Source organism: Collinsella sp. AF02-46-1 (assembly GCF_003465825.1).
Taxonomy (GTDB): domain Bacteria; phylum Actinomycetota; class Coriobacteriia; order Coriobacteriales; family Coriobacteriaceae; genus Collinsella.
On the sequence record NZ_QSBV01000013.1, the window covers coordinates 1 to 20,151 of the forward strand.

The following is a 20,151-nucleotide window of genomic DNA, read 5'->3' on the forward strand; positions in this document are numbered from 1 at the left end:
GTGCGACGGGGGCGAGGCGAATGGCTGAGCGGTATCGATATACAGGTTCAACGGTATCACATTGACCACATAGATTTTTAACTTGCATTTCTACCCGCCCTTTTCGTAGAGTCGCCGATACGTGCTTAGCGCACCCTCGGCGCGTCCGGCAGGCTTTGCGAAATGGGATCCAGGAGACTTCGGCGCAGCATCATCTTGCGGAATGCTTCTAATGAGCCTCCCATCCTTCAAAAACAGAATCTCATCGCACAGCCTATCGACCGAATCCAAGATGTGGGATGACATGATGATGCACGTACCAGAATCGGCCAGCTTCCTGAGAATCTCGGAATGCAAGTCCACCCTGCTGGGGTCGAGCGCGTTCATGGGCTCATCTAATAGAAGGTACCGCGCGCCCGTCGCATACGCAATCGCCAGGGTAAGCTGCTGCTTCATGCCCTGGCTCAGAGTGCGGATCCTCATCTTCGCGAACTCGCCTATCTGCGTTTGTTCCACTATCTCTTCGATATCGCGAGCATGCGGCCACATATCGCAAACCATCTTGAGGTGATCTTCCGCACGCAATCCGGGATACAGCAGCGTCCCCTCACCAGGTGCATAGAAGATCATAGAACGGACCTCTCTCGCACCCGTACCCTGCACCTCATCCAGAACGATGCTCCCGTCCACGCGAGGACCCGGCAAACCTGCCATCGCACGCAGCAACGTCGTCTTTCCATGCCCGTTCGGAGCGACGAGACCGTAGACCGTACCCGGGGCAAACTCAGCGTTCACCGAATCTACGAGCACCTTCTTTCCATAAGAGATCGTCAGCGTTTGAAGGTCAATCATCGAGATCATCCCCTTTCGATCTTTGGAACACTCAGGCGCACCATCAACGGAGATACGGCGCCCAAGACCACCAGCAGAGCGCCCGATGCGCCGACGACCTCTCCAAAAGGCATCGCGTTCGTCCCTCGCCCAAGGAACCCAATCGTCCCCACCTGGGAAGCGGGATCAAACGAGGCGAATGGAGCCAGCAGCGCGACGCCCATGCCCACGCTTTCAACATGAGCGCTCAACGAACCCAACACCAAGAGAACCGCGCAAACCATTCCGGTGACAACGGGGTTGCGGCTAATCGCTGCTGTCAACGCAGCGACGACGGAAATCACGCCGTATGCCATGACCAGCAACGGAATACTGCACAACACCGCCTCCCCCACCATGGACGTTGTCGAAGCTCCCGCCCGAATGAGAGCGACGGGATACTCCGATCCACCCGCACCGTTCTTAATCACGGACACAACGACAGCGGGAACCATCGACACCAAAAGCAGCACCAAGCCAAGCAGGAGAGCCAGCGCAACAGCCGTCAGAAAACGCACATGCGCTGTTGCGGGGATCTGGAGAACCAGAAGGGAACGACACTGCAGGTGGGTGCACGCGAGCGATGTGACAACCACGGGCAACAGCAAAAATAAGGAGGGAAGCGCTGCCTGGAGATACGAAAGGTGGATTAATGGGGGCATCTTCGTACTTAACTCGTAAACCTTGGGGTCCGGCAAGCTCGCGATCGACTCAAGCAGAAGGGCGCGCGCCTCCGCACGAGAAGGAGTCTCCGGCTCGATTCCGATCGATTGCAGGAGAGTCGCATCTGCCGCGCCCAGCTCACCTCGAGCGCGCTCGTACGTCGCAAGGCTTCGAAACCCCTCCGCAGGCATAGGCGCGTACACGAAACCCGAAAGAGCATCCCGCATGTCTTCCAGGGCCGCTTTGCCCTCGACGTCCATATTCGCAGCGTTCTGCTCTAAATACCGATCTATTGAACGGAGCTCCCCATCCCTATACCGAACAGCGGAAACGTTATCAGCGTCAGGAAACATCTCGACCAGAGCCGGGGCCAGCATCGTCGTCGACATTGCAATCGCGCATACGGCGAGGGTAGGAGAACGCAGGAGCAGTTTCCCCATCGTTCTTACGTATGCAACGGCGGAGGCACAAGCGCTCGAACGAGTTGCCGTTCTCGATGCAGTGAAGGAACCTCTCTCAAGACAAATCGGGGATATCGGGCACGCGCAGCCGCTCTTTCCAGCAACGCAAAGCAGGCTAATTGCCAGCACCTCGATCCCGATTGCGCATACGAGGGCAATCGCGCCACGCTCGAAGCAAAGTCCAGGCAGATTCACTATCTGCGTTGTCGGGTACGGGCTATAGGCGCCGACGGTCAACTCAGTGTTCGCATACGTAAGGGGATTCAACAGGGCAAACTCACGTAAAGCGATGGATCTTCCGTAATACCCGGGAACCATCGTCACCCCCATCAGGGCACATACGAACACGATTCCAAGCGTAGGGTTATTGGCAATCTTCACGGCAAGGTGAACGACAAGCGAGATGAACGCTGCCACCAAGAATTGCAAGATGGCCGTCTGCGCGAACACCAGCCAAGCCGGTTTGATAACCGGAGTCGCATATTGAATGTAGCCTATCGGATAGAACGGCGAGCCCGGGCCATTCTTCACAAGCGCGGCGATTATCCCTGGAAGATTGATGGCGAGGACGGCAAGCATTGCAAAAACACTCGCCCATACGCTCGATGCAACAAGTCTACCCAGCTCGCCCATCGGTGCCTGGATGATGAGCTTTTCACGTTTGTTAAGACGCGCGGCAAGGAACGAGACGGCAACGGCCGTTGCGACCCATAGCAAGTACTCCTTCGATCCGTCATAATAGGTGTACTCTCCATCCGATATCTGCAGAAACGGAAGTAGGGGAGAGAGCGGTGCCAAGATAAGACGTCCCGCGGCAAGAGGGTACAGAAGCGCGGGCATGCTCGATGAAGAGGTATAGACACCGTCCTCCCCCGCATTCACAAGCGCATCCGCATAGGATGCTGACAATTCCTGCTCAACACGGGTTATTCCCGACTCGAGGTATTCGACCCGTCCGTCGATGCCAGCCGCGCTCCTGAAGACGGGCAGAGCACAAAGAACCATCAACGCAACAACGACAACACAGAGCGACCTGGAGGAGAGAAGCGACCTAAAGATCGCCTTCGAGATTTTGAGCATATTCATCGCCAACCTTAACCTCATCCAGTCGGAACAGAGGGGCCGAACAAAATGCTCGGCCCTTATTACTTGCCGGCAAAGTCAATTTAACATAAACTGTTAAAAAGTAACCTGAGTTTTTTAAATTCTTCGGAGGTTATTATGAGTTCCGACAATCGCACTCCCCGGCTTCATTCCTTCCGCATCGCATGTGCGATAGCCTCTGCGACCCTTTGCGCCACCGCCATCGCACAAGTGGCGTTCTCCTTAAAGCCAGCAATCGAAGTGCTCGACAACCCTGTAATTGCAGACTCCCCCGCGTATCCAGCCCTTGCGATCTCGACATTGGTCCCTGCCGTCATCGGTATCGCTACGACCATCCTCAGCGCCGTTCTCGTGTGGACGATCAAGAGCGGAGACCCCTTCAAGAAAGGGTCTGCGACATGCTTGAAGGTGCTCGGCATTCTCTTCGTTGTTCAAGCTGCCACCAGCCTCTACGCCGGCTCACTCAAAACCTCCGTTTCGATGTTTGGCGGCGAGGGGGCCGTCGGCGCCCAAGAGATCGCTTCATCATTCGATTGGACCTCTCTGGTTCTCGGCATCGTCCTGTTCATGCTTTCCCAGCTCTTCTTGTACGCCCGAGAGCTGTACCTCGACTCCGACGAGATTGCGTAAGGAAACGCCATGCCCGTAATTGTTCGCCTCGACAAGATCATGGCCGAGCGAAAGATTTCCTCGAACGAACTTGCCGAAAGGATTGGAACCACGCCCGTGAACCTGTCCCGTATTAAAAAAGGGCATATTCGCGGCATTCGCTTCAACACACTCGAGCAGCTATGCCTCGCCCTTCGTTGCCAACCCGGAGACCTTCTCGAAGTCATGAGCGAAGAGGATGCCCGAAAGGAGTTCGGACTCGATTGGTCCGCCGAGGATTAGAGGGCGGTCGTACTCGCCCTGCACACGGGGATGCGAATCGGCGAGGTCTGCGGCCTTCGGTGGTGCGATGTGGATTTCGAGACGGGCCTGATCTCGATCAGACACTCGGTGGCGTACGCGAAGGGAATGGGTTCGTTCATCAAGGACACCAAGACCCATGACGCCAGGGGTATCCCCATCGACCCGGTCGGCCTACTCCCCTTCCTGAAGGAGACCCACGAGATCGACTGCGGAAAGCTGCGCTTGCGCGGCCTTACCGGGGCGGTCGAGATCGGGGACTGCTACATCCTGTCGGAGCCGGGCGCGACCTTCGCGACGACAAGCTATATCCGCAGGGCGTTCAAGACGTTCTCGGAGACCAACGGCCTCATGGGCACCAACGACGAGCTGATCACGTTCCACGGCCTTCGCTACACGTTCGCAACGCAGTGGATCCGCCAAGGCGGCGATATCAAGGCGCTCCAATCGATCCTCGGCCACAAGGACGCCATGGCGACGCTCAACGTCTACGCCGACATCGAGCCCATCTCCAAAATCCATAACATGCTGCGCGCCACGCCGTGCCTTTGGCGCGGGCACCTCGGGCCGAGGGTCGATCCGGGTCCCATGTTCCAACAGAGGATCCAGGAGTCCATCGAGACGCTCCAGGCGTTCGGCTACGGCATCACCGAGCCGGACGACCGAAATATCGCCATACGCGACGTGAAGACGAACAGTTGGCTCTAGCTCACCGAGTACGCGGCAGTGCTGGGCCCATCCCAACTGAGGTCACGGTGGTCCGATAGGGGCGCCGCCCGCGGCATGCGCCGCGGAGCGGTATCCCCTACCGAAGGGCGGGGATGCCCTCCGCTTCCAGTTCGGAATCAGCCGTCGGAGGCGTTCGGCTGACTGCGGGAACGGCCTGTCCGCTCAATGTGTTCGGCTGAGATCGGAAATCAACCCAACACGAGCCGGACACGCGCCAGACGGCTCTTCCCCGTGCGGCCTTCCCCCTTACGCTCATGTTGCAGGCATGTAACGCCGCAGCGAGCGCGCCTTTTTTGCGCCAGACAGGTACAATGATGAACACTGTACCGTAGCGGAGCGCCCCGCGCGCGCCGCGACCACGCGAAAGGGTTTCCCATGGCCGAGATCTCGTCCTCCCGTATCGTCATCACCGTCCTTGGCAAGAACCGCCCCGGCATCGTCGCCGGCGTCACCCGTGTCCTGGGCGAGGCCAACGTCGACATCCGCGACATCACGCAGTCCATTATCGAGGACATCTTCACCATGACCATGCTGGCCGACACCGCCGAGTCCAAGCTCGACTTTGCCGAGCTGCAGAAGGCCCTGGCCGAGGCCGGCGAGCTTTCGGGCGTCAACGTGTCCATCCAGCGCGAGGACGTCTTTAACTTTATGTACCGCCTGTAGCGAGCAAGCCGCTGGGGATAGCCTGACGCGCGCATGCCCATGCAAGTCACCCCGATGCGGCCCGGAGAGGAGCGCGCATGGCCTACGACGCCAAGAAAATCTATTACCGCTTCGATGACCACTTGAGCCGCCTGGTTCTGGATTACGAAGCAAGCCGCCAGATTTCGCCTGAGAGCGAAAGCCTCTACCACGGCCTGCCGACCGACCCTTATGACGAGGGCCTGTTTGTTGAGCACAATGTCAAGCGCGGCCTGCGCAATGCCGACGGCTCGGGCGTGGTCGCGGGCCTCACTCGCATCTCGGATGTGCACGGCTACAACAAGGTCGACGGAAAGGTCGTGCCCGATCAGGGCAAGCTCACGCTTCGCGGCTACAGCATCGAGGATCTGGTCAACAATGCCCAGGCCGAGAATCGCTACGGCTACGAGGAAGTCGCCTATCTGCTTATCACGGGTTCGCTGCCCAACAAGGAAGAGCTCGACGGCTTTTGCGAGCGCCTGGGCGCCTTTAGACATCTGAGCGACGAGTACGTCAAAGAGTTCCCTATGACCACGGTGTCGTCGAGCATCATGAACGTGCTCCAGCGCGCCGTGCTGCTGCTCTACGCCTTCGATGCCGAACCAGACGTGATCACGCCCGAGCATGAGATCGACGTGGCTATTTCCATGCTCGCACGTCTCCCGCGCATCGCCGCCTTCGCACACATGGCCTCGATCGCCAAGCTTCGCGGCTCCGAGGTTCACGTGCCGCACCCCACGCCCGGCCTCTCCACCGCCGAGACCATCCTGCAGGTGTTGCGCGGCGGCATGGCATTCAACCGCGACGAAGCCATGCTGCTCGACGTGATGCTCATGCTGCATGCAGAGCACGGCGGCGGCAACAACTCCACGTTTGCCTGCCGCGTGCTGTCCTCCTCGGCCACCGACCCGTATTCCGCCTACGCCGCGGCCATCGGCTCGCTCAAGGGCCCGCGCCACGGCGGCGCCAACGCCAAGGTCGTGTCCATGCACGAGGACATCCGTGCGCATGTCTCCAATTGGGAGGACGAGGACGAGGTCGCGGCCTACCTGGGCAAGATCCTCGACAAGCAGGCCTTCGACGGCACGGGCCTCATCTACGGCATGGGCCACGCCGTCTATACGCTCAGCGACCCGCGCGCCGAGGTCTGCCGCCGTTACGCGCGCTCGCTTGCCGCCAAGAAGGACTTGGGCGAGGAGTTCGCGCTCATCGAGCGCATCGAGCGCCTGGCCCCGCAGGTGATGCGCGACCACGGCATGACCAAGCCCATCTGCGCCAACATCGACCTGTACACGGGCTTTATTTACAAAATGCTCGGCGTGCCCGAGACGCTCTTTACGCCGCTGTTCGCCGTCGCCCGCATGGCCGGTTGGTCGGCGCACCGCATGGAAGAGCTCTTCTGCGCGCACCGCATCATCCGTCCCGCGTATCGCCCGGTTATCGAGCCGTTGGAGTACAAGCCGCTCGCTGACCGCTAGGACGCGGACCGTTATAGAACTCGAGCGTGGCCAGGGCATCGCCGCCCTCGGCCACGCTTTTTATGCCAGCAGAAAGGGCTGCATCAAATGATTGTGTTTTCCGATATGGATGGAACGCTGCTGACGAGTGATAAGCAGATGAGCGACGCCACCTGGGCGATGCTCGACGAGCTTGCGCGCCGCGGTATTGAGTTTGTGCCCTGCACAGGCCGTCCACTGTCAGGCGTCTTTGAGCCCATCCTCGCCCATCCCGCCGTGCACTACGCGGTCTGCGCCAATGGTGCCAGCGTCTGGCAGCTCGACGACGATACGCCCACCGATGCCTCACGTGCTACGCGCATTTTGAGCCGACCGCTCGACCGCGCCATCGCCCACCACGTCCATAGCATTGCCACCGGCCATGACGTCACCTTCGATATCTTCGCGGACGGGCAGTGTTTCCTCCCCCGCTCGCTCTACACGCGCCTAGACGAATTCTGCGGCGGCGATCCTCACATCGCGGCTTCGCTCAAGCGCACACGAACACCGATCGACATGGATATCGACAGCAAGATCGACGAGGTCGAGACGCTCGAACGCATCGCCATGTACTGGCACGACCCCACCGATCGCGACGCCATCGCGGCGGCGCTCGACACGCTCGGAGGCATTGAGGTCACGCGTTCGTACGCCATGAATATCGAGGTTATGGGCGAAGGCGCCACCAAGGGAACGGCCCTCACGTGGCTGTGTGAGCATCTGGGCGAGCGTCTCGCCGACGCCTGGGCGTTCGGCGACAACATCAACGACATCCCCATGCTGCAGGCAGCGGGCCATGGCATGGCCATGATCAACGCCGAGCCCGAAGATCGCGAGGCCGCCGACGCCATCACCGAATACGACAACGACCACGACGGCGTCGCCCGCACCATCATGGCCGCCCTCGCCTAGTCATCGGCCAGTCATTGGGGACGTTCTTAAACGACTAGTCATTGGGGACGTTCTTCGCGAAAGCCACAAGGACTGTCCCAACCTGCCGGCACTTGGGGACGTTCCCAAACTGCCGGCAGGAAAGGAACGTCCCCAAATGCCAGTCTAGGCGAGGCTCTCCAGCATGCGGCGGAGCTCCTGTTGGACGGCGTGGTCGCGGTTGCACCCCACCACACGATCGGCAACGGCCTTGAGCGCAGGGCGCGCGTTTTCCATCGCGCAGCCCGTGCCGACAAAGCGAATGATCTCGTAGTCGTTCATCGAGTCGCCAAACGCCATGACCTCGTCGCGTCCAATGCCGTAATGCTCCGCGAGCTGCGCGATACCCGAGGCCTTCGACACACCAGGCTGCATGGCATCGATCCACGCGTTGCCCGAAGGCGCAAAAGTAAAGAGCTGACCAAGTTCGCGCTGTAGCACGTACGCACTGTCCATAACCGCACCGTCGTCGCAAAAGATACTCGCTTTGATGATATTTACGCTGGGATCGGGCAGCTCCCAAATGCGCTCGGCATTGGGAAGGTCCTTATCGACCTCACGCACGAACTTGCACTCGTCATCGAGCAGGAAGGACTTGGTTCGGTCAAAGAGCGCAAGATGCAGATTGGGAAACGTCCTGACGGCTTGGGCGAGCCTTCGAATCGCCAGGTGGGAATACACCTCACGGTCTACCATCTTACCGTCGGCGTAGACCTGGGCGCCGTTAGCGGCGACAAAGTCCATCTTGTCGCGAACGGGCGCAAAGAACTCGCACAGGCGATCGTAGCGACGACCTGACGATGCGGCGAAATGCACGCCATGCTCGCGTAGCGCCAGAATCAGTTCGTAGGTCTCGGGAGGCACCTGGCCGTTTTCGTCAAGCAGTGTGCCGTCCATATCGGATGCAATCAGTTTAAACATAGAAAAGCTCCCTTCGGGCTTGTTGGAATCGAACGTGTATCCGATTCCAACGTACCCAAAGGGAGCTCAAATAAGACGCCGCAGTCGTAAACGTTACATAGACCTGGCAAATAGCTCACACATGCCAGGGGTCCTACGGTCGCGGCGTCAGGCAGCCCGCCAAAGAGTGTCCCCGATGACTAGTCGTTTAAGAACGTCCCCGATGACTAGTCGGCGTAGGTGAAAGTGGTGACGTCGAACATGCCCTCGGGGCGGATGCGGAGCGTCGGGATAACCGGCAAGGGCAGGAAGATGATGCCCATGATGGGATCGAGCGGCGGCTCAATGCCCATGGCGCGCGCCTTGACCATAAAGTCGTCATGCTGTGCGGCCACGTCCTCGGCAGCGCCTTCGCTCATCAGGCCGCCGAGCGCCAGCGGAATGCGCGCCACGACCTCGCCGTTGCGCACCAGCACGTGGCCGCCCTGGCCCACGGCCTCAACGGCAGCCATCATATCCGCCGCATTGTCGCCCACCACGCACACGTTGTGCGAGTCGTGGCCAATCGTGGAGGCAATGGCGCCACCCGTGATGGTAAAGCCGCGCACCCAGCCGCGACCGATATGCTTGCCAACCAAGCCCAGACCCGCGGGGCCGTCACCGTCGGCGCCCTCGGCCTGCAGCGACACGCCGCGGCCGTGGCGCTCGATCAGCATAATGCGGCGCAGGCCCTCGGCACTCTCGGGGCGAACCATACCCGTGATAGCCATACCCGGGATGACATCGATAACGGCCTCGCCCGGCTTAAAGGCATAGTCGAACACGTCGAGCGATAGCTTCGGCAGCTTAACGGAAGCACGCAGCTCATCGGCAAGCGCTGCGACCTCGGCCATCTCGGGTGCGATCTCGCCCACAAAGGTGCCGTCCTGCGCCACCAGAGCACCGGCGGCATATACGCGATGCGGAGCCTTGGCAAACGTCAGGTCATCGAGCAACAGCAGGTCGGCGCGTTTGCCCGGGGCGATCGCGCCACGGAGCTCATGCGGGTCGCGACAGCCGTGGTCCAGGCCAAATGCCTCAGCCGTGGAAAGGGACGCCATGGAGATGGCGACCACCGGGTCGATGCCGGCCTCGATGGCCACGCGGCAGGCATTGTCGATCATACCGGTCGAAAGAGCATCGGAGGGAGCGCGGTCGTCGGTCGCAAAGCAGCAGCGGCGGGCGCGGGCAGGGTTCTCCAGCAGCATCGGAGACAAATTGGCCAGGTCGTGGCTGCACGTGCCCTCACGCAGCATCACATACATGCCGCGGGACAGCTTGTCGAGCGCCTCCTCGGGAATCGTCGACTCGTGGTCGGCGATAATGCCCGCTGCGGCATAGGCGTTGAGGTCCATACCGGCAACGAGCGGCGCGTGGCCGTCAACCTGCTTGGACGGCGTCTGGTTGGCAGCATCGATGCGGGCACAGGTCTCGGGGTCGGCCATAAAGACGCCCGGCAGGTTCATCATTTCGCCCAGACCAAAGACATCGCCCGGATGCTCGGCAAAAAACGCCTGCATGTCAGCGGCGGTAATCACAGCGCCCGCTTGCTCGTCGGGCAGTGCGGGCACGCACGAAGGCATCATGTACTTGATGGAGATGGGCGCACGACGACCATCCTCGATCATAAAGCGCAGGCCGTCGAGACCGGCAACATTGGCAATCTCGTGGCTGTCGGCAATGGCGGTGGTAGTACCGCGCGTCGCGGCCATGCGAGCATACTCGGCGGGACGGATGTTCGAGGACTCAATGTGCAGATGCCCGTCAATAAAACCGGGAGCGAGATAGCGACCCTGGCAGTCGACGACCTCAGTTGCCTCGTAGGTGCCAGCGGCATCGTCGCGACCATCGTAGAGCACGCCGACGATCACACCGTCCTTGACGGCAACGCTACCGGGCGCCACACGCTGGCCATACACGTCGACGATCTGCGCATTGGTAAACAGCGTGTCGACGGGCACGCGGCCCTCGGCGGCCTCGATCACAGACCTCATGACCTCAACGGACATACATTCTCCTTTAACCGTAGAAAACAGCTGCGGAGCGGACAGGCCTTCACCGCAGCAAGACAATAGCCATTGTATGCCCAAACGATGGGTCGGGAATACACCCCCTCCGCTTAACGGCACACGCCGCTTGGCGCAATGGGGACAGGTTGCTTTGTACCAATGACAAGGAGTGTCCCAAAGTGCCAACAACGGCAGCGCCGATATTTTGGCAACGCCAGCGAGCGGGCCGCATTTGAGGCAAGGTGACGCGAAACGAAAGGGCGCTGACCTTCTGGTCGCGCCCTTGAAGTTGAACGTCAGATTGTCCAAATGCGGCCCGCGCAGCGTCGGCCGGTCCGCCGTTCGTTAGAACGGCGGAACTAAATCAACTTAAAGCCCTTGCGCTTGCCCACGGAGAGGGTGTCGCCCAGCTTGAGGGCGCTCGGATCGATGTTGTAGCTCTTGGAAGCCACAGCCTTGCCGTTGATCTTGACGCCGCCGCCGTCGATGTCGCGGCGGGCCTGACCGGCGCTGGCCGAAAGGCCCAGGTCCTTGAGCAGGCCAGCGAGGTAAATCTGGCCCTCGTCGTTGACGGTCAGCTCAACGTGCTTCTCGGGGAAGTCGGCAAGCTGGCCCTCCTTGAACACACGGTCGAACTCGGCCTGAGCCTCGTCGCCGGCGCCGGCACCGTGGTAGGTGTCGCACAGGTCGCGGCCTAGAGCGCGCTTGAGCTCGTAGGGGTCGGCGGAGCCATCGGCCAGGGCGGCATCGATCTTGTCGACCTCGGCCGGGGCGAGCGAGCTGGCCAGACGATAGTACTTGCCGATCATCTCGTCGGGGATGGACATGGTCTTGCCGAACATATCCTTGGGAGCGTCGGTCAGGCCGATGTAGTTGCCATAGGACTTGGACATCTTGCGCACGCCGTCGGTGCCCTCGAGCAGCGGCATGGTAAGCGCAATCTGCGGCTCCATGCCCATCTTCTCCATGAGCTCGCGGCCGGCGAGCAGGTTGAAGAGCTGGTCGGTGCCGCCCATCTCGACGTCGGCCTTGATCTGAACGGAGTCGAAGGCCTGCATCACGGGGTACAGAAACTCGTGCAGGGCAATCGGCGTCTGGGACTGGTAGCGCTTGGTAAAGTCGTCGCGCTCAAGGATGCGGGCGACGGTGAACTTGGAGCACACCTGCAGCAGGCCGGCCAGGTCCATCGAAAGGATCCAGTCGCCGTTGTGCACGATGGTGGTCTTCTCGGGGTCCAGGATCTTCATGGCCTGGCTCACGTAGGTCTCGGCGTTGGCCTCGATCTGCTCCTGCGAAAGCTGCGGGCGGGTGGAGTTCTTGCCCGAGGGGTCGCCGATCAGCGCAGTGCCGTTGCCGATGATAAGGGTGACGTTGTGGCCCAGGTCCTGGAACTGACGCATCTTGCGCAGGGGCACGGCATGGCCCAGGTGCAGGTCGGGGCTGGTGGGATCGACGCCGAGCTTGATGTTGAGGGGCTCGCCCTTCTCAAGCTTCTTGCGAAGGTCGGCCTCGGGGACGATCTGCGCTGCACCCGAGGTGATGATACGCATTTGCTCGTCAACAGACAGCATTGGGTATCCTCCTTTTGCTATAGCACCCTCACCGGATACGGCGGTGCTGGAAGTTCATAAACCCACTCATAATAACCAAAACGGCGCGGCCGAACACCTACGACAGGAAAATCCTCGTCCTGCCGCACGCGTCGATAACGACCGGCAAACGCGTGCCGTCACGTTCGACCAAAAAGCGCGCCTGCTGACGGCGCGAGCAGTCACGGCAACGGACCTGCCCCGTTGCATCCGTGGCGCAGGCGCCCTCGGCAGTCAGCAAGCAGTGCTCGCACACCATGAGCTCAGGACGGTCGGCATCGACAGGCCCCAAGACACCGGGGCAAGCGGCAAGTTCGGCAACACGCTCCGCATCATTGCCGAGCAACTCGGCCGACAAGCACACCCGCCCCGCACCGAGTCCGCGCAGCCAGGTAAGCGTGGCCCGATTGGCACAGAACACCGGCGCCGCCACGTCAAACGTTGTGCCCAGCTCGCGGGCCATCGCCACTTGTCCCAGATTGCGGCAGACGACGCGCCCGGCACGCTGCATAAGCGCCCGAGTCCGCTCGGCGTCGCCCGCGCGGCACACTTCGTCGAGCACCACCGTTGTATCGGACAGATCTCGCTCATCGCGCGGACCCACATCCATCAGCTCCCAGGCAAAGACCATACGAGCAAAATCCTCGCGCTTTGCCGGCCCCGCCGACCCCGCCAACTCCGTCGACGCGCCGCCATCCACCGCAGCGTCCTCAAAGGGCAGCACCTCAACGGCACGCGCAACGGGCGCAATCGCATCCGCCTCGGCCCGCATGCGCTCCAACACCGCCGTCGTCTGATCCAACACGCCGGCGCTGCGAATCAGATAGACCTCGCAGCCCGCGTCCACCTTACGCTTGCAATGCACGACGACGCACTTCCCCGCTGCGGCATCCACCGGGCAGGGCACCTGCGGCCAGCGCTTGGGCACATCGGGACGCGCGTCGACACCCGGATAGAACCGAATCTCGAGCGTGTCACCCGCCGCCACGGCGGCATCGAGCTCAACGGTCACCTCTTCGTGGCCCACAGCGACCAAGCGCCCCACGCGCACGCCCTGGTTGATCGCGCGCTCAAAGCTCATGAGCTCGGCACCCGAACGACCCCGCAGGTAAGCATCGGTAAACCCACGGTTAAACGACCTTCCCAGCTCGCGTTCAAGCTCTTCCACGGCACCGGAGTCCCACGCGCCGTCGCACAGCATATCGAGTGCCCGACGCCACACCCTCACCACGTTGAATACGTAATCGGGATTCTTCATGCGTCCCTCGATCTTGAGCGATGCCACGCCGGCGGCAACAAGCTCGGGCAGGTGCGCGATACCCAGATAGTCACGCGGACAAAGCAGGCGGTCTCCCTCGACGGCAACAACACTCTGCCCCGCCTCGTCCACTAGGTCGTACGCCAGACGGCACGGCTGCGTGCAGTCGCCGCGCATCGCCGAGCGCCCACGCCGCAGGGCCGAGAACTCGCACGCCCCCGAATAGCCGATGCAAATCGCACCGTGGCAGAATACCTCGATGGGCACGCCCGTGGCACATAGCGCCGCAATCTCGTCGACCGTCAGCTCGCGTGCCGTCGTCACGCGCTCGACCCCCAGCTCATCGGCGGCAAGCCGCACGGCACCCTCGCTATGAGCGCCCGCCTGCGTGGACAGGTGAATCTCGACCCCGGGAATCGCCGCGCGCAGCGCGCAGGCCAACCCGGCATCGGCGACAATCAGAGCATCGGCGCCCAGCTCCAGTGCATGAGCTCCCAACGCCACCGCGTCGGACAACTCATCGTCAAACACGAACACGTTGAGCGTTACGTACACACGCACGCCATGGGCATGCGCCACGGCGCAGCCGCGCGCAAACTCGTTATCCGTAAAGCCATGGGCGCTCACACGGGCGTTAAAGCCGCCCAACCCCGCATAGATGGCATCGGCACCCGCGGCGATGGCCGCAAGCATCTGGTCGAGTCCGCCCGCCGGCGCCAGCAGCTCGGGCAGCGCCGCACCGGCAGCATCCAATCCAGTCTCGTATTGTCCGCTCGGCCCCATCGTCCGAATCGCCATCGACAAACTCCTTACCAAGGTATGCATTCACTCTGAAAAATGCCGTCTTCCAGCATACACGAGGCCTCGCGCGCCCCGTTTGGTTTATCGTGTAATAACTTATGTCCATCCTGCCCCGACGGCACATCCACCGTCTGGCACGACATACCTGGAGGTCAATATATGGGTCCTCGCCAACGACAGGGACACAGCCGTTCAAAGACGCACGCCCTGCCCATAATCCTGCTCTCGTTTTTGGGCTTTCTGCTGATTGCGGGCGTGGCGTTTGGCATCGGCATGGTCGGTAACGTCAACCGCTGGCTGTCCGATCTGCCCGACTACACCGACGCCAACGCGTATCTGGTGAGCGAGCCCACCGAGATCGTCGACTGTAACGGCAACAAGATCGCGAGCTTCTACACGCAAAACCGCAAGTCCATCACCAAGGACGAGGTCTCCCCCTACGTGCTGCAGGGCACCGTTGACGTCGAGGACGAGCGCTTCTACGAGCACGGCGGTATCGACCTGTGGGGTATCGCGCGTGCTGCGGTGGCAACCCTCGGCGGCGGGCACGAAGGCGCCTCGACGATCACCCAGCAGCTTGTGCGCAACACCATCCTGCAGGAGGAGCAATTCGACTCGACCATTGAGCGTAAGGTGCGCGAGGCCTACATCGCCATCAAGATGGAGGACATGTACTCCAAAGACGAGATCCTCATGATGTACCTCAACACCATCTATTACGGCCACGGCGCCTACGGCATCGAGGCCGCAGCCGAGACCTATCTGTCCAAGAGCGCCGCCGACCTCACCCTGAGCGAGGCCGCGCTGTTGATCGGCCTTCCCAACTCGCCCTCGCAGTACGACCCTACGGTCAACCCCGACCTGGCGCTGTCCCGTCGCAACAAGGTCCTCGACAACATGTTGCGCCTGGGCCACATCACCCAGGAGGAGCACGATGCCGCACAGGCCGAACCCATCACCCTCAATGTGACCGAAATCTCGGGCAGCGGCGTCGACGTATACTCGCAGCCCTACTTTGTCTCCTACGTCAAGCAGCTGCTGGAGCAGGAGTTCTCGACCGACGTGCTCTTTAAGGGCGGCCTGACCGTCAAGACCACCATCGACCCCACGATGCAGCAGGTGGCAGAGAATGCCGTCCGCGAGCAGCTCGACACGCTCTCGCTTGACGGCCTGGACATGGGCATGGTCGTCGTCGACCCCAAGACCGGCTACATCAAGTGCATGGTGGGCGGCTACGACTACAACGCCGACGAGAACCACGTAAACCATGCCACGGCCAAGCGTCCCGTCGGCTCCACCTTTAAGGCCTTTACGCTGGCAACTGCCATCCAAAACGGCATGAACCCCAACGTCACCCTCAACTGCAACTCGCCGCTCAAGGCCAAGGGCACCACGACCGAGGTCCAAAATTACGCCAACCAGAGCTATGGCAACATCACGCTTAAGCAGGCGACGGCATACTCCTCCAACACCGGCTACATCCAGGTGGCGGAAGCCGTCGGTAACAGCAAGATCATCTCGCTCGTCAAAAAGCTCGGCATCGACCCCGCCAAGGACAACATCGAGGACGTTCCCGTCATGACCCTCGGCACCGGCTCGATCTCGCCGCTCGAGATGGCCGCCGCCTACGCGACGTTTGCCAACGGCGGCTACTATCGCCAGCCGATCGCCATCACCGAGATTGACTCTCGTACCGGTTCGGTGCTGTACCAGCACACCGACAATCCCTCACAGGTGCTTACCGAGGGCGAGGCCGCCGCGGTCACCGATGTTCTGTCCGGCGTCATGAAGGGCAGCGGTACGGGTGCTGCCGGCGCTCTGAGTGTCAACCAGCCCTATGCCGGCAAGACGGGCACCACCGACAACACCACCAACCTGTGGTTCTGCGGCTATACCCCGCAGTTGGCGTGCGCCCTGTGGACCGGCTATTCCGCGGGCGAGATCCCCATCCAAAAGTACGGCACGGACCTGCTGGGCGACAGCACCAACCTGCCTGTCTTTAAGCGGTTTATGAACACCGTTCTGACCGGTACCGAGCGCGAGGAGTTTGCGACCGGAACGGCGCCCACCTACAAGAACAACAGCGTCTGGAAGTTCTACGGCACCAACAACACCAAGAAGTCGGAGAACGACGACAAGGACAAGGACGAAGAGGAAGAGGAAACCACCACAACGACTACCACGACGACCACGACCACCGAGACCACGGGCGGCGACACCACCGGCGGCACCGGTACGACCGGTGGCTCGACGGGTGGCTCCACTGGTGGTTCGACCGGCGGCGATGGCGGCACGCCTACGCCTACGCCTACGCCTACGCCTACGCCTACGCCCACTCCCGACCCCTCGCCCACGCCTGACGATACGGTCGGCTAAGAAGTACGCGACTAAAGCCAACAAGGCCCCGAGCAGCTTATTGAACTGCTCGGGGCCTTTTAGTTTGAAGCGACCTGGTGGGCGGTCTTTATACCGGCAAACAAAAAGGGGTACCGACCAACGTCGATGCCCCTTACAAGCCACTATGTCAGCGCACACAATGCCGAGCGCACGACCCGCACACCTACTTGCGAGAATTGCTCAACTTATTGATCAGCGCCTCGAGACGCTCGCCGTCCTCGGCCGTCTGGGCAATAACCAAAATCGTATCGTTGCCGGCAAGCGAGCCAAGCACATCGGGTAACTCTGCCGCATCAACGGCGGCGGCGATGCCGGAAGCCGTGCCAGGCTGAGCCTTGATCATAACCAGATTATCAGTACGCAGAACGCCCGTTACGAGCTCGGAAACCATACGCTGCAGGTGCAGGTCCTCTGCCAGAACATAGATGCCCTCAGGGAGCTTACGCAGCCCCATATCGGCAATATCGCGAGAGACAGTCGCCTGCGTGCAATCAAAGCCCATAGCACGGAGCTCATCGACCAGCACGCGCTGCGTGCGGACATCCTTATTGCGCACAATATCTCTAATGGCATCCTGGCGCCCATTGCGTTTTTTAGCCATACAAACCCTCTCTCCAAAAGATGGCGGAGACAATCAATCAGTGATTGAATAGTTTAACGCTATTTGAAGGCTTTTGTGTATAAGAACGCATTTCGAAACAATTCTATGCAAGTTTGTTTCGTAATGAGCCGTTTAGGCGGTTTTTGCGCCCGTCCGGTTAAGAAAAGCTGCCAGATGCGTACACATCACGCAACGCGCGGGCTTGGCGCTGGCGATCGGCCCAAACAACAGACCGAGTCCCCGATGGTTATCCTTGAGCGCGGCGACCATCTGACGGGTTCGAGGCGCCTCGAGCATATCACGCATGCGGGCGGAACGCTCGATTGACGACACCCCATGCGGGCTCAGACACAAATTCTCGATGCAGGCGACCAGTCCGGCAAAGTAGAACTTTTGGCTTGCCAGCTTGAGCCGACCACCGCTATCTGCTTCCGAGAGTGAGTCCGCAAGCTCGTCGAGCGCTCGAGTGTCATCGGATATCCTGGCATACATGGTGGGATCAAAGGCATCTGTAAGCTTAGGTGCCGCCGCGTGGAAACAAGCGTCGCCGCAGCCGGACACGAATCGTGCCTGCGAGAGCGCATAAGCCATAAACTCAACCGTACGGTACGCCTTGCCGCGCGACAGGCATGCCTCAAACAGCGGACGGCTATACATCACGCCAGAGGTCTGAGCGACTAGGCCGCCCAAAATCAACTGGGGCAGCCCAGTCACCATAGAAGACTCGTCTTCTATGGCAATAGAGGCAGCATCCAAGACGCGCGAATGACGCTCGCGATGCGCATCGTATCGATCGAGCGACACCGAGGGGAGCACAATGTCTGCCGCAGTATCGCACGCGATATCGACCATCTTGGAAAGGGCCTGCGGAGCAAACCACTCATCGGCGTTCATGGCGATGATTTGAGAGCCGCGCGAGGCATCAAAACCGGCACGAAGACAAGCGCCGCGCTTCGCGTCCTCGACGTCAATCAAATCAATATGGATGTCCCTGTCGGCAGTAACTTGAAGCGAATGGCGCACACCGGGCGCAGCATCGCGGCAGACAACGACAATCTGCAAATCGTAGAGGTCTTGGTTCTGGATACTCTCGAGCGCACGCATCGCATAGCTGGGCGAACCTTCTACCACAAGGATCACCGAAAGTCGCGGATGCGAACCACGTCGAACCAAATTATCCGTCCTCTCGACAGCAATGAATCAAACCGATGTTCATGGTACACCCCGGCAATAAAAGCAATGAGACACCGGTTGCATTGCACGCCAAGAACAGATGTTGCACACGCGCAGCCCACAGATGACAGGTGTCGACGCACGACACGTCAAGCCCTCCCCTAGTCGAGCACGACAAGCTCGGCGGGATCGTAATCCACGCCCATAAACGTAAGGCCGCAGGCAGGAGCCGTGGGGCCCGCAGCGGTACGGTCGCAAGCATCGATAACCTCGCGCATCCACTCGGGTTCACGGCGATGCATGCCAATCTCGACAAGCGTGCCCACGATCGTACGGACCATCGAATGCAGAAACGCATTGCCCTCGATGGTAAACGTCAGGATGTCCTCGCCAAACGCAACCTCATGGCCAAATTCGGCACGCATCACGCAGCGATGCGTGGGCTTGCCAACGGCCGAGGCAACCTTGCAAAAGCTTTTAAAGTCCTGCTCGCCCAGCAGCGCGGGGCAGGCAGAAGACATAGCCTCAACATCCAAGGGATAGCGATGCCACCACACGGCACCGCGGGACAGCACGGGGCGCGCATCGCGATCGGCAATACGGTATGTATACGTACGGGAATGCGCGTCAAAGCGTGCAGAAAAGCCTTTACGGGCCCTGTAGACCTCGTTTATGGCGATATCTTTGGGCAGGAGGGCATCCATAGCCCTCAGCCACCTACGGCGCGTACAAGCGAGCTCAGCGTCCGTTACGGGCACGCTGATGTACTGAGCCACGGCATGCACGCCGGCATCGGTACGCCCCGCGCACGTCAGATCGATCGGGCGGCGAAGCAGCGTCTCGATGGCTCGACGTAGCTCACCCGCAACCGTCGTCTGTCCCGGCTGCTCGGCAAATCCGCTATACGACGAGCCATCATAGGCCACGCGAAATACGAGCGTGGCGTCAAGCTCGGAAATCGAATTGAAATCAGACGGCGCAGTCATGGGCGCTCCCAACAAACAAGCAACGGTATCGCGACAAAAAAAGAGGGGTACGCGAACGTACCCCTCGAATATAGCCTATGCAGACGGAATGTCTACTCAGCGGTCTCCTCGGCAGCAGTCTCCTCGACAGCCTCGACCTTCTTGGGAGCAGCGGCCTTCTTGGGGGCCGGAGCAGCCTTCTTGGCCTTAGGCGTGCAAGGCTCGGTGACGAGCTCCATGATAACGATGGGAGCGTTATCGCCCTTACGATTACCGAGCTTCATGATGCGGGTGTAACCGCCGTTGCGGTCCTGCCACATGCCCTGAGCAGCCTTGTCGAAGATCTCGGCAACGAGCTGCTTATCGCCGAGCTTGGCGATAGCCAGACGACGAGAGTGCAGGTCGCCCTTCTTGGCCCAGGTGATGATCGGATCGACGACCGAACGCAGCGCCTTAGCGCGGGTCTCGGTGGTCTTGATGCGGTCGTTCTCGAAGAGGGCCTTAGCAAGGCTCTTCTTCATGGCCTTGGTGTGGCTCGCATCGGTGCCGAGCTTCAGGCCCTTCTTAACGTTGTGACGCATGGTCTAGTTTCTCCTC

General features: G+C 60.7%; 17 protein-coding genes. 7 read left to right on the forward strand and 10 right to left on the reverse strand.

Going from position 1 to position 20,151, the window contains the following annotated elements; genetic code table 11:
- Window positions 1–90 precede the first annotated feature (90 nt).
- Entirely contained in the window at window positions 91–831 is a 741-nt protein-coding gene (locus DWV20_RS06460) for an ATP-binding cassette domain-containing protein (protein WP_117769450.1), read from the reverse strand.
- A gap of 5 nt (window positions 832–836) precedes the next feature.
- Window positions 837–3,059 (reverse strand): hypothetical protein, encoded by a 2,223-nt coding sequence (locus DWV20_RS06465; protein WP_118256628.1) that lies wholly within the window; start codon window positions 3,057–3,059, stop codon window positions 837–839.
- 135 nt (window positions 3,060–3,194) lie between these two features.
- On the opposite strand from DWV20_RS06465, the gene DWV20_RS06470 reads away from it, so the two are divergent.
- The 6 genes from DWV20_RS06470 to DWV20_RS06495 all read left to right on the forward strand — a co-directional run bounded on the left by DWV20_RS06470 (window position 3,195) and on the right by DWV20_RS06495 (window position 7,804).
- The gene (locus DWV20_RS06470) at window positions 3,195–3,707 is read left to right on the forward strand and encodes a DUF2975 domain-containing protein (RefSeq protein ID WP_006235293.1); all 513 of its coding nucleotides are present in this window, start codon (window positions 3,195–3,197) and stop codon (window positions 3,705–3,707) included.
- A gap of 9 nt (window positions 3,708–3,716) precedes the next feature.
- The gene (locus tag DWV20_RS06475) at window positions 3,717–3,968 is read left to right on the forward strand and encodes a helix-turn-helix transcriptional regulator (protein WP_006235292.1); all 252 of its coding nucleotides are present in this window, start codon (window positions 3,717–3,719) and stop codon (window positions 3,966–3,968) included.
- A gap of 18 nt (window positions 3,969–3,986) precedes the next feature.
- Window positions 3,987–4,694, forward strand: a complete 708-nt coding sequence (locus DWV20_RS06480; RefSeq protein WP_255413318.1) for a site-specific integrase — start codon at window positions 3,987–3,989, stop codon at window positions 4,692–4,694.
- A gap of 396 nt (window positions 4,695–5,090) precedes the next feature.
- The gene (locus tag DWV20_RS06485; RefSeq protein WP_006235289.1) at window positions 5,091–5,378 is read left to right on the forward strand and encodes an ACT domain-containing protein; all 288 of its coding nucleotides are present in this window, start codon (window positions 5,091–5,093) and stop codon (window positions 5,376–5,378) included.
- Window positions 5,379–5,455: 77 nt separating this feature from the next.
- Window positions 5,456–6,874, forward strand: coding sequence for a citrate synthase (locus DWV20_RS06490; RefSeq protein ID WP_118256630.1), 1,419 nt, complete (start codon window positions 5,456–5,458; stop codon window positions 6,872–6,874).
- A gap of 87 nt (window positions 6,875–6,961) precedes the next feature.
- Complete coding sequence (locus tag DWV20_RS06495) at window positions 6,962–7,804, forward strand: Cof-type HAD-IIB family hydrolase (protein ID WP_118256631.1); 843 nt, start codon at window positions 6,962–6,964, stop codon at window positions 7,802–7,804.
- A 144-nt stretch (window positions 7,805–7,948) separates the two neighbouring features.
- Here the strand turns inward: DWV20_RS06495 and DWV20_RS06500 are convergent, their stop codons facing one another.
- The 4 genes from DWV20_RS06500 to DWV20_RS06515 all read right to left on the reverse strand — a co-directional run bounded on the left by DWV20_RS06500 (window position 7,949) and on the right by DWV20_RS06515 (window position 14,415).
- On the reverse strand, window positions 7,949–8,743 hold the full coding sequence (locus tag DWV20_RS06500) for a Cof-type HAD-IIB family hydrolase (protein WP_118256632.1): 795 nt from the start codon (window positions 8,741–8,743) through the stop codon (window positions 7,949–7,951).
- 206 nt (window positions 8,744–8,949) lie between these two features.
- Window positions 8,950–10,770: an adenine deaminase gene (locus DWV20_RS06505; RefSeq protein WP_118256633.1), complete on the reverse strand. Its 1,821-nt coding sequence runs from the start codon at window positions 10,768–10,770 to the stop codon at window positions 8,950–8,952.
- 359 nt (window positions 10,771–11,129) lie between these two features.
- Window positions 11,130–12,341, reverse strand: a complete 1,212-nt coding sequence (gene tyrS / locus DWV20_RS06510; protein ID WP_118256634.1) for a tyrosine--tRNA ligase — start codon at window positions 12,339–12,341, stop codon at window positions 11,130–11,132.
- Between the two features lie 97 nt (window positions 12,342–12,438).
- Entirely contained in the window at window positions 12,439–14,415 is a 1,977-nt protein-coding gene (locus DWV20_RS06515; RefSeq protein ID WP_158566332.1) for a U32 family peptidase, read from the reverse strand.
- A gap of 162 nt (window positions 14,416–14,577) precedes the next feature.
- On the opposite strand from DWV20_RS06515, the gene DWV20_RS06520 reads away from it, so the two are divergent.
- Window positions 14,578–16,794 carry a transglycosylase domain-containing protein gene (locus tag DWV20_RS06520; protein ID WP_118256636.1) on the forward strand — a complete coding sequence of 739 codons (2,217 nt, stop codon included), beginning with the start codon at window positions 14,578–14,580 and terminating at the stop codon, window positions 16,792–16,794.
- 184 nt (window positions 16,795–16,978) lie between these two features.
- Here DWV20_RS06520 and DWV20_RS06525 read toward each other — a convergent pair whose 3' ends face one another.
- The 4 genes from DWV20_RS06525 to rplQ form a co-directional block, all read right to left on the reverse strand.
- Window positions 16,979–17,416 (reverse strand): arginine repressor, encoded by a 438-nt coding sequence (locus DWV20_RS06525; RefSeq protein ID WP_006235280.1) that lies wholly within the window; start codon window positions 17,414–17,416, stop codon window positions 16,979–16,981.
- 132 nt (window positions 17,417–17,548) lie between these two features.
- Window positions 17,549–18,547, reverse strand: a complete 999-nt coding sequence (locus DWV20_RS06530) for a glycosyltransferase (protein ID WP_147346312.1) — start codon at window positions 18,545–18,547, stop codon at window positions 17,549–17,551.
- A 203-nt stretch (window positions 18,548–18,750) separates the two neighbouring features.
- Window positions 18,751–19,575, reverse strand: coding sequence for a tRNA pseudouridine(38-40) synthase TruA (truA, locus tag DWV20_RS06535; RefSeq protein ID WP_117854451.1), 825 nt, complete (start codon window positions 19,573–19,575; stop codon window positions 18,751–18,753).
- 92 nt (window positions 19,576–19,667) lie between these two features.
- Window positions 19,668–20,135 carry a 50S ribosomal protein L17 gene (gene rplQ, locus DWV20_RS06540; RefSeq protein WP_055252240.1) on the reverse strand — a complete coding sequence of 156 codons (468 nt, stop codon included), beginning with the start codon at window positions 20,133–20,135 and terminating at the stop codon, window positions 19,668–19,670.
- Window positions 20,136–20,151: the final 16 nt, after the last annotated feature.